13 protein-coding genes and 1 pseudogene are annotated in these 12,770 nt (G+C 71.4%); 9 read left to right on the top strand and 5 right to left on the bottom strand.

Features of this window, described 5'->3' with window-relative positions:
• Positions 1-75 precede the first annotated feature (75 nt).
• From L615_RS13030 to L615_RS13060, 7 genes are all read left to right on the top strand, one after another.
• The gene (locus L615_RS13030; protein WP_028655826.1) at positions 76-1,278 is read left to right on the top strand and encodes an SHOCT domain-containing protein; all 1,203 of its coding nucleotides are present in this window, start codon (positions 76-78) and stop codon (positions 1,276-1,278) included.
• 25 nt (positions 1,279-1,303) lie between these two features.
• Positions 1,304-2,572, top strand: a complete 1,269-nt coding sequence (locus tag L615_RS13035) for a TFIIB-type zinc ribbon-containing protein (RefSeq protein ID WP_028655825.1) — start codon at positions 1,304-1,306, stop codon at positions 2,570-2,572.
• Complete coding sequence (locus L615_RS13040) at positions 2,569-2,856, top strand: hypothetical protein (protein WP_051485806.1); 288 nt, start codon at positions 2,569-2,571, stop codon at positions 2,854-2,856. The genes L615_RS13035 and L615_RS13040 overlap by 4 nt, the downstream gene beginning before the upstream one ends.
• Complete coding sequence (locus tag L615_RS13045; protein ID WP_028655823.1) at positions 2,853-4,034, top strand: phosphatidylserine/phosphatidylglycerophosphate/cardiolipin synthase family protein; 1,182 nt, start codon at positions 2,853-2,855, stop codon at positions 4,032-4,034. Before L615_RS13040 ends, L615_RS13045 begins: the two co-directional genes overlap by 4 nt.
• 42 nt (positions 4,035-4,076) lie before the next feature.
• Complete coding sequence (pyrH, locus tag L615_RS13050; protein ID WP_028655822.1) at positions 4,077-4,790, top strand: UMP kinase; 714 nt, start codon at positions 4,077-4,079, stop codon at positions 4,788-4,790.
• A 77-nt stretch (positions 4,791-4,867) separates the two neighbouring features.
• Positions 4,868-5,422, top strand: a complete 555-nt coding sequence (frr, locus tag L615_RS13055; RefSeq protein WP_186449854.1) for a ribosome recycling factor — start codon at positions 4,868-4,870, stop codon at positions 5,420-5,422.
• 51 nt (positions 5,423-5,473) lie between these two features.
• Positions 5,474-6,337 carry a phosphatidate cytidylyltransferase gene (locus L615_RS13060; RefSeq protein ID WP_232221774.1) on the top strand — a complete coding sequence of 288 codons (864 nt, stop codon included), beginning with the start codon at positions 5,474-5,476 and terminating at the stop codon, positions 6,335-6,337.
• 4 nt (positions 6,338-6,341) lie between these two features.
• Here the strand turns inward: L615_RS13060 and L615_RS13065 are convergent, their stop codons facing one another.
• From L615_RS13065 to L615_RS24595, 3 genes and pseudogenes are all read right to left on the bottom strand, one after another.
• The gene (locus L615_RS13065; protein ID WP_222430544.1) at positions 6,342-7,514 is read right to left on the bottom strand and encodes a hypothetical protein; all 1,173 of its coding nucleotides are present in this window, start codon (positions 7,512-7,514) and stop codon (positions 6,342-6,344) included.
• The gene (locus L615_RS24235) at positions 7,511-7,864 is read right to left on the bottom strand and encodes a tryptophan 2,3-dioxygenase family protein (RefSeq protein ID WP_261376682.1); all 354 of its coding nucleotides are present in this window, start codon (positions 7,862-7,864) and stop codon (positions 7,511-7,513) included. The genes L615_RS13065 and L615_RS24235 overlap by 4 nt, the downstream gene beginning before the upstream one ends.
• A gap of 173 nt (positions 7,865-8,037) precedes the next feature.
• Positions 8,038-8,316: pseudogene (locus L615_RS24595) on the bottom strand (tryptophan 2,3-dioxygenase family protein); the annotation flags it as partial.
• Positions 8,317-8,393: 77 nt separating this feature from the next.
• Between L615_RS24595 and L615_RS13075 the strand changes: the two are divergent.
• Positions 8,394-8,768 (top strand): hypothetical protein, encoded by a 375-nt coding sequence (locus L615_RS13075; RefSeq protein WP_051485805.1) that lies wholly within the window; start codon positions 8,394-8,396, stop codon positions 8,766-8,768.
• A 46-nt stretch (positions 8,769-8,814) separates the two neighbouring features.
• Complete coding sequence (rlmN, locus tag L615_RS13080) at positions 8,815-9,954, top strand: 23S rRNA (adenine(2503)-C(2))-methyltransferase RlmN (protein ID WP_145725334.1); 1,140 nt, start codon at positions 8,815-8,817, stop codon at positions 9,952-9,954.
• Positions 9,955-9,960: 6 nt separating this feature from the next.
• Here the strand turns inward: rlmN and L615_RS13085 are convergent, their stop codons facing one another.
• Positions 9,961-11,667 carry a TIGR03767 family metallophosphoesterase gene (locus tag L615_RS13085; protein WP_145725335.1) on the bottom strand — a complete coding sequence of 569 codons (1,707 nt, stop codon included), beginning with the start codon at positions 11,665-11,667 and terminating at the stop codon, positions 9,961-9,963.
• A gap of 30 nt (positions 11,668-11,697) precedes the next feature.
• The gene (locus tag L615_RS13090; RefSeq protein WP_036517824.1) at positions 11,698-12,645 is read right to left on the bottom strand and encodes an LOG family protein; all 948 of its coding nucleotides are present in this window, start codon (positions 12,643-12,645) and stop codon (positions 11,698-11,700) included.
• Positions 12,646-12,770 lie beyond the last annotated feature (125 nt).

Raw genomic sequence — 12,770 nt, forward strand, 5'->3', positions numbered from 1 at the left:
CCCCGGCCCAGGGACAGGTGTGTCGGTGGCGCCTGCCTCCGCGGGCGCGGTTCGCTCAGGTGAAGGAGATGTCAGGTGGGACTCATCCAGGCTGCGATCGGCGCCGTCGGCGGGACGCTCGGCGACCAGTGGCTCGACTTCTACGGGGTCCCGGACGGGGTCTCGTCCACCACGGCGGTCTTCCCGGCCGTCGCGAAGGGCCAGAACGCCGGCCGCGGCAGCAACACCCGCGGCTCCGAGGGCGTCATCACCAACGGCTCCAAGATCATCGTCCCCGAGGGCTACGGCCTGGTCCTGCTCGAGGACGGCGCCTTCACCGGCTTCGCCGCCGAGCCGGGCGCCTACATCTGGAACTCCGACGAGCCGGCCTCGCAGTCGGTGTTCTCCGGTGGCGGCCTCGTCGACTCGGTCATCAAGCAGTCGTGGGAGCGGTTCAAGTTCGGCGGGCGCCCCTCGGCGCAGCAGAACGCGGTCTTCGTCACCCTCAAGGAGCTGCCGAACAACAAGTTCGGCACCCAGTCGGAGATCTACTGGGACGACGCCTTCCTCAACACCCAGGTCGGCGCCATCACCCGCGGCACCTACACGCTGAAGATCACCGACCCCCTGACGTTCATCCGGAACTTCGTGCCGGCCGAGGTCATCGGCGGCCACCGGACCTTCGACTTCACCGACATCGACAACCCGGCCGGCGAGCAGCTGTTCAACGAGGTCGTCGGGTCGCTGGCGCCGGCGTTCTCGATGTACACCAACGACCCCGCCAAGGGGAACCGGATCACCCGCCTGCAGCAGGACTCGATCGGGTTCGCCCAGTCGCTGTCGGCCGCGGTGGAGCAGAACTACCAGTGGCGCACCGACCGCGGCCTGGAGATCGTGAAGGTGGCGCTCGTCGCCATCGAGTACGACGCCAACACCCGCGAGCTGCTCAAGAACGTCCAGCGTGCCGACGCCCTGTCCGGCTCGCGCGGCAACTCCAACCTGCAGGCGTCCGTCGCCGCGGGCATCGAGTCGGCCGGTGAGAACGCGGGCCCCGGCGGCCTGATCGGCATGGGCATGGCGACCGGCGGCATGGGCCTCGGTGGCCTCCAGCAGCCGGCCACGCCGCAGCAGGCCCCGGCCCAGCAGGCGCCCGCGCAGCCGGCCGCCCCGGCCCAGCCCGCGGCCCCGGCGGCCGACGACCCGATGACGGTCCTCAAGCGCGCCAAGGAGATGCTTGACGCCGGGCTGATCACCCAGGAGGACTACGACGCCGCGAAGGCCAAGGCTCTGGGACTCTGACCCGCCGAGCACGACGGACGCCGAGATGACGCAGGAACCCGCGGAGCCGAAGCAGCCGACCTTCGACGGTCCGCCGCTCTCGCTCGAGGAGGAGCTGGCAGCCGCGAGGGCGGCAGCCGAGGGAGGGGACCAGGACGCCCCGAGCATCGAGACGGTCAACGAGTCGCTCAGGGACGGACTCAACCGTTGCCCCAAGTGCGGGTCGACGGACGTCCGGCTGCGGGGCTCGACCGGGATGCTGGTGTGCCTGTTCTGCCGCAACGAGTGGCAGGAGGCACGCGTCGAGGAGGAGTTCGGCCTCGGCGAGGGCATCGACACCCTCGAGGGCACGGTGGTCGCCAGCGGTGCCCAGGACATCCAGGCCGACGTCGCGGACGTGCTCACGTTCAAGTGCGAGGCGTGCGGGGCCGAGGTCGTCGTCGACACGAAGAGCTCCCTCAACGCCCGGTGCCACTGGTGCCGGCACACGCTCAACGTCAACCAGCAGATCCCGAACGGTGCCGTGCCCGACGCCGTCCTGCCGTTCCGGCTGACCAAGGACGAGGCGGTCGAGAAGATCCGGGAGTTCGCCTCCTCGCGCCGGCTGTTCGCCCACCGGCGGTTCAAGAAGGAGTTCGTGCCGGAGAACGTGCTCGGCGTCTACCTGCCCTACCTGGTCATCGACGCCCGCGCCGAGACCGAGTACTGGGGCAAGGGCGAGGTGCAGACCCGGCGCTGGACGGAGAAGCAGGGTGACAACCGGGTCACCTACTACGCCGCCGACGTCTACCAGGTGCATCGCCAGGTCGCCTTCACCGTCGACGACCTCACCGTCGAGGGGTCCTCGGAGCGCGCCCAGATCGGCCCGGCCAACACCAACAACATCATCAACACGATCCTGCCGTTCGACACGAAGAACGCAGTCCGCTGGAACGCGAGCTACCTCGTCGGCTTCACCAGCGAGAAGCGCGACCTCAACGTGGACGCGGTCACCCCGGTCCTCGAGGACCAGCTCCTCTCGATCGGGCGCTCGCAGGTGCGCGGCTCGCTCGGCCGCTTCGACCGGGGGGTGCGCTGGGAGCAGGAGAAGGTCGACGTCGCCGGCTCCCGCTGGGTCTCGATGTACCTGCCGGTCTGGCTGTACTCCTACCAGCAGGAGAGCAACGGCCTGCTGCACTACATCGCGGTCAACGCGCGGACGGGGGAGACGATGGGCAGCATCCCGGTCTCGCAGCCCAGGCTGGTGCTGGCGGCGTTCACGGTCGGCACCTTCCTCGAGGGCATCGCCGGCGCGATCCTGGTGGCGACGGCATGATCCCGGAGATCCTCACGCAGCTGCTGGTCCTCGCCGACGGGGACGACGCCCCGCTGTGGCTGCTCGCCGCCGGCCCCGCCGGTGCCGTGGGCACCTACTGGCTGATCTACCGCTACTACCGGAACACCGACAAGTCGCACCAGTACGAGCGGGACACGATCATCGAGGCCCAGCCCGTCCAGGGCGGCGAGACGAAGGTCCACCACATCTCCCGCACGCGGGACTCCGACATCGACGGGGACAACAAGGACAAGTTCCGGGTCCGGGTGCAGCGCCAGCGATGACCGGCCCCGGAGCGGGGACCCGCCGGCTGCTCGGGCCGTTGCTGGCGGTGCTGCTCGTCACGACGGCCTGCACCGGTGCGCGTTCCGACGAGCCCCACGGGGCCGCCGCCGGGCCGACGGGCTACGTCGCCGGCCCCTACGAGGTGCGCCCCGGCGTCGTCCTCGGCACCCCGGTCGACGACCCGGACACCCAGGCGGCCGAGCACCCCGTCGTCGCGCGCCTGCTCGAGCTGGTCGCGCGCACGCCGCCGGGGGAGAGGATCCGGATCATCACCCGGTCGTTCTCGTTGCGCCCCGTGGCCGACGCCCTCATCGACGCCCACGAGCGCGGCGTGGCGGTCCAGGTGATCGCGAACCGCCACGCGTCGAAGGACTTCAAGGCGGTCGCGAGGATGAAGGAGGCGATCGGCACGAGCCGGCGCAAGGAGTCCTTCATCTACCTCTCCCGCGGGTCCGGGCGGGGGCCGAGAACGGCGACCCACCAGAAGACGTGGACCTTCACGAAGGTCGGCGACTCCCGACGGGTGGTGGTGGTCGGCTCGGCCAACCTGTCGTACTACTCCACCCAGCAGTACAGCGACATGTACGTCTTCGTCGGCCGCCGCGACGTCTGGCGGGTGTTCGACCGCGACTTCCGCGACCAGGTCGGCCTCGAGCCGCCCCGCGGACCCGGCTACGCCCCCGTGCTGGGCCGGCACCGGGTGTGGTTCTTCCCCGGCTGGGACCTCGACACCGACCCGGTGCAGGCCGTGCTGCGCGACCTGCCCGCCCGCGGCACCCACCTGCGGTTCGCGATGTACGCCTGGCACGGCGAGCGCGGACGCCGGATCGCGGAGATCGTCGCCGCCAAGGCCCGGGCCGGGGCACGGGTCCAGGTGATCGCGCTCAACATCGGGCGCGAGATCGTCCGCGTCCTGCGCGACGCCGGCGTCGAGGTGCACAGCGCGGCGTACGACGACGGCGACGACGTGCACAGCAAGCTCAGCCTGCTGAGCTGGACCGACGCGGACGGGACCCCGCACCGGCACGTGCTCACCGGCAGCGACAACTTCGGCACCCCCTCGCTGCCGCGCGACGAGGTGGTCGTGGACATCGACGCCACCGGCAGGCGGTCGTGGGCCCGTTACGTGCGCTGGTTCGACGGCATGATCGAGCGCGCCGTCGCGGAGGGGCACTGATAGCCTCGGGACCGCTCCCACCCACCGACTGGAAGGACCCTGGTGCCCGGTTACAAGCGAGTCCTGCTGAAGCTCTCGGGCGAGGTCTTCGGTGGCGGCAAGGTGGGCGTCGACCCCGACGTCGTCCAGGCGATCGCCCGTGAGATCAAGGCGGTCGTCGACGCGGGTGTCCAGATCGCCGTGGTGACCGGGGGCGGCAACTTCTTCCGGGGCGCCGAGCTCCAGCAGCGCGGCATGGACCGCGTGCGCGCCGACTACATGGGCATGCTCGGGATCGTCATGAACTGCCTCGCGCTCCAGGACTTCCTGGAGAAGCTGGGCGTCGAGACCCGCGTGCAGACCGCGATCACGATGGGCCAGGTCGCCGAGCCCTACATCCCGCGCCGGGCCATCCGCCACATGGAGAAGGGCCGCGTCGTGATCTTCGGCGCCGGCATGGGCATGCCCTACTTCTCCACCGACACGGTGGCCGTGCAGCGGGCCCTCGAGAGCAAGTGCGACGTGGTGCTGGTGGCCAAGAGCGGCGTGGACGGTGTCTACAGCGCCGACCCCCACGTCGACCCGACCGCCACCAAGTTCGACGAGATCAGCTACGACGAGGCCATCGCACGGGGACTGCGGATCATGGACCAGACGGCCTTCGCCCTCTGCGGCGAGAACAAGCTCCCGATGATCGTCTTCGGCATGGAGCCCGAGGGCAACATCCTCCGCGTGGTCCGGGGTGAGAGGATCGGCACGCGGGTCAGCGCGGGCTGACGCCTCCACGGGCTCGCCCAGAGGCTCGATCGACGGGCTCGACCAACAGGTGTGACCAGCAAGAAGGAGAACCGGTGATCAACGACATCCTCAACGAGGCCGACCAGAAGATGGGCAAGTCGGTCGACGCGACCCGTGAGGAGTTTGCGGCGATCCGGGCCGGCCGGGCGCACCCCAGCATGTTCAGCAAGATCATGGTGGACTACTACGGCACGCCGACGCCGCTGCAGCAGCTCGCGTCGTTCACGGCCCCCGAGCCCCGCATCATCATCGTCTCGCCCTTCGACGTCGGCGCGCTGAACAACGTCGAGAAGGCGATCCGCGACTCCGACCTCGGCGTGAACCCGGCCAGCGACGGCAAGCAGCTGCGCTGCGTGTTCCCGGAGCTGACCGAGGAGCGCCGCCGCGAGTTCATCAAGCTCGCCAAGGAGAAGGCCGAGGGCGGCAAGGTCGCCGTGCGCCAGGTGCGCCAGAAGGCCAAGCAGAACCTCGAGCGCCTCGAGAAGGACGGCGAGGTCGGCAAGGACGACGTCACCGGCGCCGAGAAGCGCCTGGACGGCCTCACCAAGAAGCACACCGACCAGATCGACGAGCTGCTCAAGAACAAGGAGGCCGAGCTGCTCGAGGTCTGATCCTCGAGCCGCTCCACTTCCATGTCGACGTCGCCGTCGTCTGACCCGTTCGTGCCCGGCACCGCCCCCCAGAAGGACCACGGCCGGGCCGGCCGCGACCTCAAGGCCGCGGTCGCCTCCGCCGTCGTCCTGCTGAGCGCGGTCGCCGCGTCGCTGCTCTTCTGGAAGCCCGCCTTCATGGTGATCGTCGCGATCGCCGTGGTGGTCGCGGTCTGGGAGCTGCGCAAGGGCCTGCTCGCCAAGGACATCGACCTGCCGGAGCAGCCGCTCATGGTGGGCGGCGTCGTCATGGTCGTTGTCGCCTACCTGTACGGCTCGGCTGCGCTGGTGACCGCCACCGCCGTCAGCGCGCTGGTCATCATGCTGTGGCTGCTGCGCCGCGGCGTCGACGGCTACGTCAAGAACGCCACCGCATCGGTCTTCGCGCTCGTCTACCTGCCCTTCCTGGGCTCCTTCGTGGCGCTGATGCTGGCCGAGGGCGGTCGCACCGGCGGCGGCCTCGACGACGCCGGCGTGCAGGGCATCATCACGTTCATCCTGGTCACGATCGCCTCCGACATCGGCGGGTACGTCGCCGGCGTGCTCTTCGGCAAGCACCCGATGGCGCCGGTGATCTCGCCCAAGAAGTCGTGGGAGGGCTTCGCCGGGTCCGCGATCGCCACGGTCGGTGCGGGTGTCGCCCTCGTCGTGTGGCTGCTCGAGGGCGAGTGGTGGATCGGCGTCGCGCTCGGCCTCATCGCCGTCGTGATGGCCACCCTGGGCGACCTGTGCGAGTCGGTCATCAAGCGCGACCTCGGCATCAAGGACATGAGCCAGGTGATCCCCGGCCACGGCGGCCTGATGGACCGTCTCGACTCACTGCTCGCGACGATCGCCCCGATCTGGCTGCTCCTGCACTACGGCATCTTCACCTGATCCGTCAGCCGAGCCGCCGCGCCACCTCGCCCAGCGCGGTCATCGCCGCGCGCAGCTGCTCGTCGGTGACGTACGGCGCAGGGCCGAACCTCAGGTGCCGGCTCCGGCTGTCGGTGTGCACCCCGGCAGCGGCCAGCCCCTCCTGCAGCTGCGCCGCGCGGTCGGAGAGCACGGCCAGGAACCCGCCGAAGGCCTCGGCCGGCGCCTCCCGGTCCCGGGTGGCGAGGTCGTCGGGCAGGTCCAGCTCGTCGAACGCCTCCACGAGCAGGCCGCGCTGGTGCAGCGAGCGCTCGCGCAACGCCTCGGGCGTGAGACCGTGCTCGTCGAAGAAGTCGAGCGCCCGCGCGGCCCGGTAGTGGCTGGTCGGGTCGTAGGTCGCCCCGGCGAACGCGGCCCCGGCGGCGTACGCGACCCCACCGGGAGGCGCGCCGGCCAGGTCGCCGAACTCGGCGTACCAGCCGGTGACGACCGGTCGCAGCCCGGCGGCGTGCGGCGGCACCCGGAGGAAGCAGTTGCCCTCGCCCAGCTGGAGGTACTTGTAGCCGCCGCCGACGACCCACGCCTCGGCCAGGCCGGCCCGGGGGAGGGAGAGCGGCACGACGCCGAGCTGGTGGTAGGCGTCGACGAGCAGCTCGGCGCCCCGGCGCTCGCAGGCGGCGGCGAGCTGGTCGAGGCCGGGCACGAGGCGGGAGGTCTCGAACAGGACCGAGGAGACCACCACCGCGGCGGTCCGGTCGTCGACCTCCGCCGCCAGCCGCTCGGCGAGGGACTCGACCGGCCCGGCCGGGACCCGGACCACGTCGAGGCCGGCCTCGGCGAGCCGGGCGAGCTGGCGGCGCGCGGAGTGGAACTCGCCGTCGGTGGTCACCAGCCGGGGGCGCCGGCCCAGGTCGAGGGCCGAGAGGAAGCGCACGACGAGGTCGTGGGTGCTCGCGGCGAGCGCGACCTCGCTGCCGGGGTCGTCGAGCAGCGTGCGGACCCCGGCCCGCAACCGGTCGCCCTTCGCCGCGGCGCGCTCCCACTTGCGGTCGACCTCCGAGGCGGCGTCGTCCCACGCCTCGATGACCGCGTCCCGGGCGACGTCGGGCCAGGCCTGGTGGGAGTGCCCGGTCAGCAGGAGCCGCTCGCAGACACGGAACCGGGAGTAGTGGGCGGCGAGCTCGGCGGGGGCGATCACATCCGGCTCCGGATCGCCCAGAGGTCGGGGAACAGCTGCGTGGTCACCGTGCCCCACAGGTAGGCCGCACCGGCCGAGCCGCCAGTGCCGGGCTTGGCGCCGATGGTCCGCTCGACCATCTTCACGTGGCGGTAGCGCCACTCCTGCAGGCCCTCGTCGAGGTCCACGAGGCGCTCCGCGACCTGTGCCGCGCCGCCGTCGTCGGCGTAGGCGGCCAGCAGCAGGTCCTGGACCTGCGGCGAGGGCTCCCACGGCGCGGTGAGGTCACGCTCGAGCGCGGCCGTCGGGACGTCGTACCCCTGGGTGGCGAGGTAGCGCAGGAAGGAGTCGAAGACCGACGGCCGGGCCATGGCCGCGGCGATCCGCTCCCGGCCCGGGCTGCCCTCCGGGTAGTGCTGGAAGACCCGGTCGTCACGGCGGCCGAGGGTGGCCTCGAGCTCGCGGAACTGCTCGGACTGGAAGCCGCTGACTGGAAGCCGCTGGAGGCGTCGAGACGGCCACGGAAGCTCGTGAACTGGCGCGGCGTCATGGTCTCGAGGACGTCGACCTGGGCGACCGCGACCTTCAGGATCGCCAGCACCCGGCCCAGCGTGTGCAGGGCCCGGGGCGTGTCACCCGCCTCCAGCCGGGCCTGGAGCCCGCCCAGCTCGTGGAGCATCTGCTTGAACCAGAGCTCGTAGACCTGGTGGATCACGATGAAGAGGAGCTCGTCGTGCTCGTCCGAGCGGGGGTGCTGCGCGGCGAGGACGTCGTCGAGGGCGAGGTAGCTGCTGTAGGTCAGCGCTGGGTGCTGATCGGTCACCTCACTACTGTCACAGGTCGCCCCAGAGGACGGCCAGCACGACGCGCTGGGGCCGGGGCGGATACGATCGGCCGGACATGAGCGAGGGAATCGGCGACCGCACGCTGGCGGACGAGACGGACGGCGCGGCCGCGGGGTCCCGCCGGCCGGACTGGTTCCACCGCGGGCACCCCGTCTTCTTCCCGCTCGCCGGCTTCTTCACCGGCATGGCGTCGATCATCGTGGTCCCCGGCCTGTACGCCGCCGTCATCAAGAGCATCGCCGGGTACGAGCGCGCGGAGGAGCTGTTCCCCTTCGTGCTCCTGCTGCTGGTCGTGCCGATCGCGATGCTGGTGCCGCCCCGGACCCGCCGGTTCGCGCGGTACATGCTGCTGGGGATGGTCTCCACGATCATCGTGGTCGGGGGAGTCGCCGCCGCGGTCCTGTGGTTCCTGCTCAAGAAGGACGCCTGACCCGCACGATTCGGCCTGCCACCGCCGGGGTGGGACAATCGAGGAGATGTCCGACCAGCCCGCGGCCGCCCCGACGCCGCTTCCCCTCGTCCTCGCGGAGCCGCGTGGGCGCAAGAAGCCTCCCCGCCACCTGGCGGACCTGACGGTCGACGAGCGCAAGGACCTCCTGGTCGAGATGGGCCTGCCCGGCTTCCGGGCCAGGCAGGTCGCGACCCACTACTTCTCCCGCCTCGTCGACGACCCGGAGCAGATGACCGACCTGCCCGCCGGGCAGCGTGCGGCGCTGGTCGAGGCGCTCCTGCCGGACCTGATGACCTCGATCCGCGAGCAGACCGCCGACAAGGGCAAGACCGTCAAGACGCTGTGGAAGCTCTTCGACGGCTCCCTCGTCGAGTCGGTCCTCATGCGCTACAAGGACCGGGCCACGATCTGCATCTCCAGCCAGGCCGGCTGCGGCATGGCGTGCCCGTTCTGCGCGACCGGCCAGGGCGGCCTGCAGCGCAACATGTCCACCGCCGAGATCGTGCACCAGGTCGTGGTCGGTGCCCGCGCGATGGCGAACGGCGACGTGGCGGGCGGCCCGGGCCGACTCTCGAACGTCGTGTTCATGGGCATGGGCGAGCCGCTCGCGAACTACAAGGCCACCCTCGGCGCCGTACGACGCCTCACCGAGCCGGCGCCGTCCGGGCTCGGCCTCTCGGCGCGCCACGTCACCGTCTCCACGGTCGGACTGGTGCCCCGGATCCGGCAGCTCGCCGGCGAGGGCATCCCGGTGACCCTGGCCCTGTCGCTGCACGCGCCCGACGACGAGCTCCGCAACGACATCGTCCCGATCAACACCCGGTTCTCCGTGGCCGAGACGGTCGACGCAGCCTACGAGTACTTCGCGAAGACGGGTCGCCGGGTCTCCATCGAGTACGCCCTGATGAAGGACATCAACGACCAGGGCTGGCGCGCGGACCTGCTCGCCGACGTGCTGTCCGGCGACGGCCGTGGCACCGGCTGGGTCCACGTCAACCCGATCCCGCTCAACGAGGTGCCCGGCTCCCGGTTCACCCGCTCGCGCGAGGACGACATGGACGAGTTCGTCCGCCGCCTCACCGCCCGGGGCATCGCGACCACGCTGCGGGACACCCGCGGCAGCGACATCGACGCGGCCTGCGGCCAGCTCGCCGCCTCGCAGTGACGCCCCTCAGCTGAGGGGGTTCGGGACCAGCAGCTCCACGTTGCGGTCCTCCGGCGCCCCGGACCCGTCGGAGTGCTCGTGCCAGTCGTTGGCGGCGAGCTCGCGGGCCAGGCCGGCCAGCTGCTGGGCGTTGGCGGTGCCGGCGCCCGTGGACGCCGGGCCGGAGTGGTCGACCATCGTGGTGAAGATCGACAGGGTGCCGTCGGCGTTGTCGGCCAGCTCGATGATCCGCGCCTGCTGCGGCCAGTCGATGTGCGAGGCGGTCGTGATCTCCCACAGCCCGCCGCCGCCCGGACGGGTGCGGGGCGTGATCTTGTTGCGATGGGTGTGGCCGTTGATCCACGCGACCACCTGCGGGCGGGCGAGCAGCGCGTCGAGCACCGCGCCTCCCGTGACCCGCGGCTCCAGGTTGCCGCCGGTCGCGATGAGCGGGTTGCCCATCGTGTCGGAGGTGTGGTGGCTGAAGACCATCACGACCTTGTCGGTGGACTGGTCGAGCAGGTTCGTCAGCCACGCGAACTGGGTCTGGTCGAGCGAGCCGTCGGCGTACCCGTTCGGGTTGACGGTGTCCATGGCGACGAACCGGACGTCACCCTTGTCGAAGTGGTAGTACGCCGTGCCCTTCTGCCGGTTCGTGGTCGTGAAGCCGTGGCCGAAGGGCTGCCCACCCATCGCGAAGTGCTGCTCGACGACCTGCTTGCGGGTCAGCAGGCGGCGGTTCAGGTCGGGCTGCACGACGCGGACGACGGTGTTGAGGGCGCCGCCGAGGAGGTTGGTGAGCAGGGCCGCCGGGTTGGTCATCAGGTCGTCGAGCAGCTGGGCCGGGTGCAGGCCGAGCGGCGGCGAGATGATCTTCAGCGAGCCGAGCGCGAGCAGGTTGAGCTGCAGCGTGCTGGTGGGGAAGTTGCCCTGCACCAGGCCGTCGTGGTTGCCGAAGACGGAGTACCACGGGATGTCCAGGCCCTCCGCCGCGAAGGAGCGGCGGGCGGCGTCGAGCAGGCCGGGGACGACCGGGAAGCCGTGCTCGGCGCGGGGGCGGTCGGCCGGCTTGCCCGCGGGGCTGCCGTGCGGGTGCCAGTACCCGAGGTCGTAGGTGGCCGGGTTGCTGTCCGCGACACCCTCCCACTTGTTGGGGTTGCCGGAGTCGACCCTCACCGTGCCGCCGTTGAGGATCCCGATGTTCCAGCGGACCTCGTTGAGCTGGGAGTTGTCGGAGTTGTCGCCGGTCTGGATGGCGAGCGCGAGCGGCTTGCCGGTGACCGGGCCGGTCGCGATCCGGTTGATCGCGCGGACCATCGAGTCGGAGACCTGGCCGGCGAGCATCTCGTGCGCGCGGTACGACGACGTGAACAGCCCGACGCCGGGGAGCGGGCTGGGGTCGTCGAGCCGGTCGGTCCACTCCAGGCGCAGCGGCGACTGCGCGTCGACGATGTGGATGTCGCTGAGCTGGACGAAGGCGATCATGCCCTGCCGGGCGCGGCCGGGCGCCGCCGCGACGCCGAGGCCCGGGCGGACCGTGTGCGCCTCCCCGGTCACGGAGATCACCGGACGGTAGCCGCCCGGACCGGGGGCACCGGTGGCGAAGGTCTGCTGCACGGTCGAGCCCTGCGCGCTCGCCGCCGAGCGCAGCACGCCGGGGAGCGCGGTGGCCGCCGCAGCGAGGCCTCCCGCGGCGATGGTCTTGCGGATCAGGTCACGACGAGAGATCTCCACGGACCAGCAACGACCCTTGCATGACCTGGGTCACGTGTGGTTTCCGGCGAACAGCTCGGCCGCCTCCTCGACGGTGTCGACGAGGTGCACGTGCTCCTCCATCGCCCGGCCGCGGGCCAGCGCCTGCAGCAGCGGCCACGCCGGCAGGGTCTGGGTCCAGTAGGTCTTCCCGACCAGCACCATCGGCGCGACCTCGTCCTCCGGTGCGTAGTAGTTCTCGCACGCGTCCTGGAAGACCTCCTGCACCGTGCCGCCGGCGCCGGGCAGGAACACGATCCCGGCGTCGCAGACCTGCAGCAGGATCGCCTCGCGCAGCGCGTTGCGGAAGTACTTCGCGACGTCGGTGGCGAACAGGTTCGGCGGCTCGTGGCCGTAGTGCCAGGTCGGCACACCGAGGGAGGGGGTCGGCTCGGGGCTGAGCTCCAGCGCGTGCCGCGCCGAGGAGACCCAGCCGTCGATCGACGGCCGGAACGACGGTACGACGGACACCCGGTCGAGCGCCTCGGCGAGTGCCTCCTCGGGCAGGCCGGCCATCCGCCCGCCGAGGTTCGCCGCCTCCATCGCGCCCGGACCCCCACCGGTCGCCACCACGTGCTGCACACCGAGGAGCCGTCCGAGGCGCGCGGCGTCGGCGTACGTGGGCGTCCCGCGGTCGGCGGCGTGCCCGCCCATCACCCCGACGAGCGAGCGCTCGGCGACCCACGCGGCGAGCGCGGTGTCGATCGCCTGGTCGTGCAGCACCTCGGCCAGCGCCTCGGCGGGCCCGCACGAGGAGCGAGCCCAGGCGTAGGCGCGGGCGTCGAAGGTGTCGGCGTAGGCGTCGCGGTCGTAGAGCTCGGCGGTGGAGTAGAGCACCGCCCGGGTGATGTCGACGCCGGACAGGTGGGAGCTGGCCGCCTCGCCGGCGCCGGCCTGCCACTGCCGGTCGACGTCGCTGCGGGCCTCGACGACGAGGCTGCGGCTGCGGGTGCTTCTCACGCCTCGGGACGCTACCGGAGGCGCCGTGACGGGCGCCGGGGTCCGCACGTTGGACCATTCTGGACCGGAATACTTGAGCGGTTCACTACAGTTTCGCGGAAGAGGCGACATGATCGCACCCCTCG

The organism is Nocardioides sp. J9 (assembly GCF_007829375.1).
In the GTDB taxonomy this organism is placed as follows: Bacteria; Actinomycetota; Actinomycetes; order Propionibacteriales; family Nocardioidaceae; genus Nocardioides.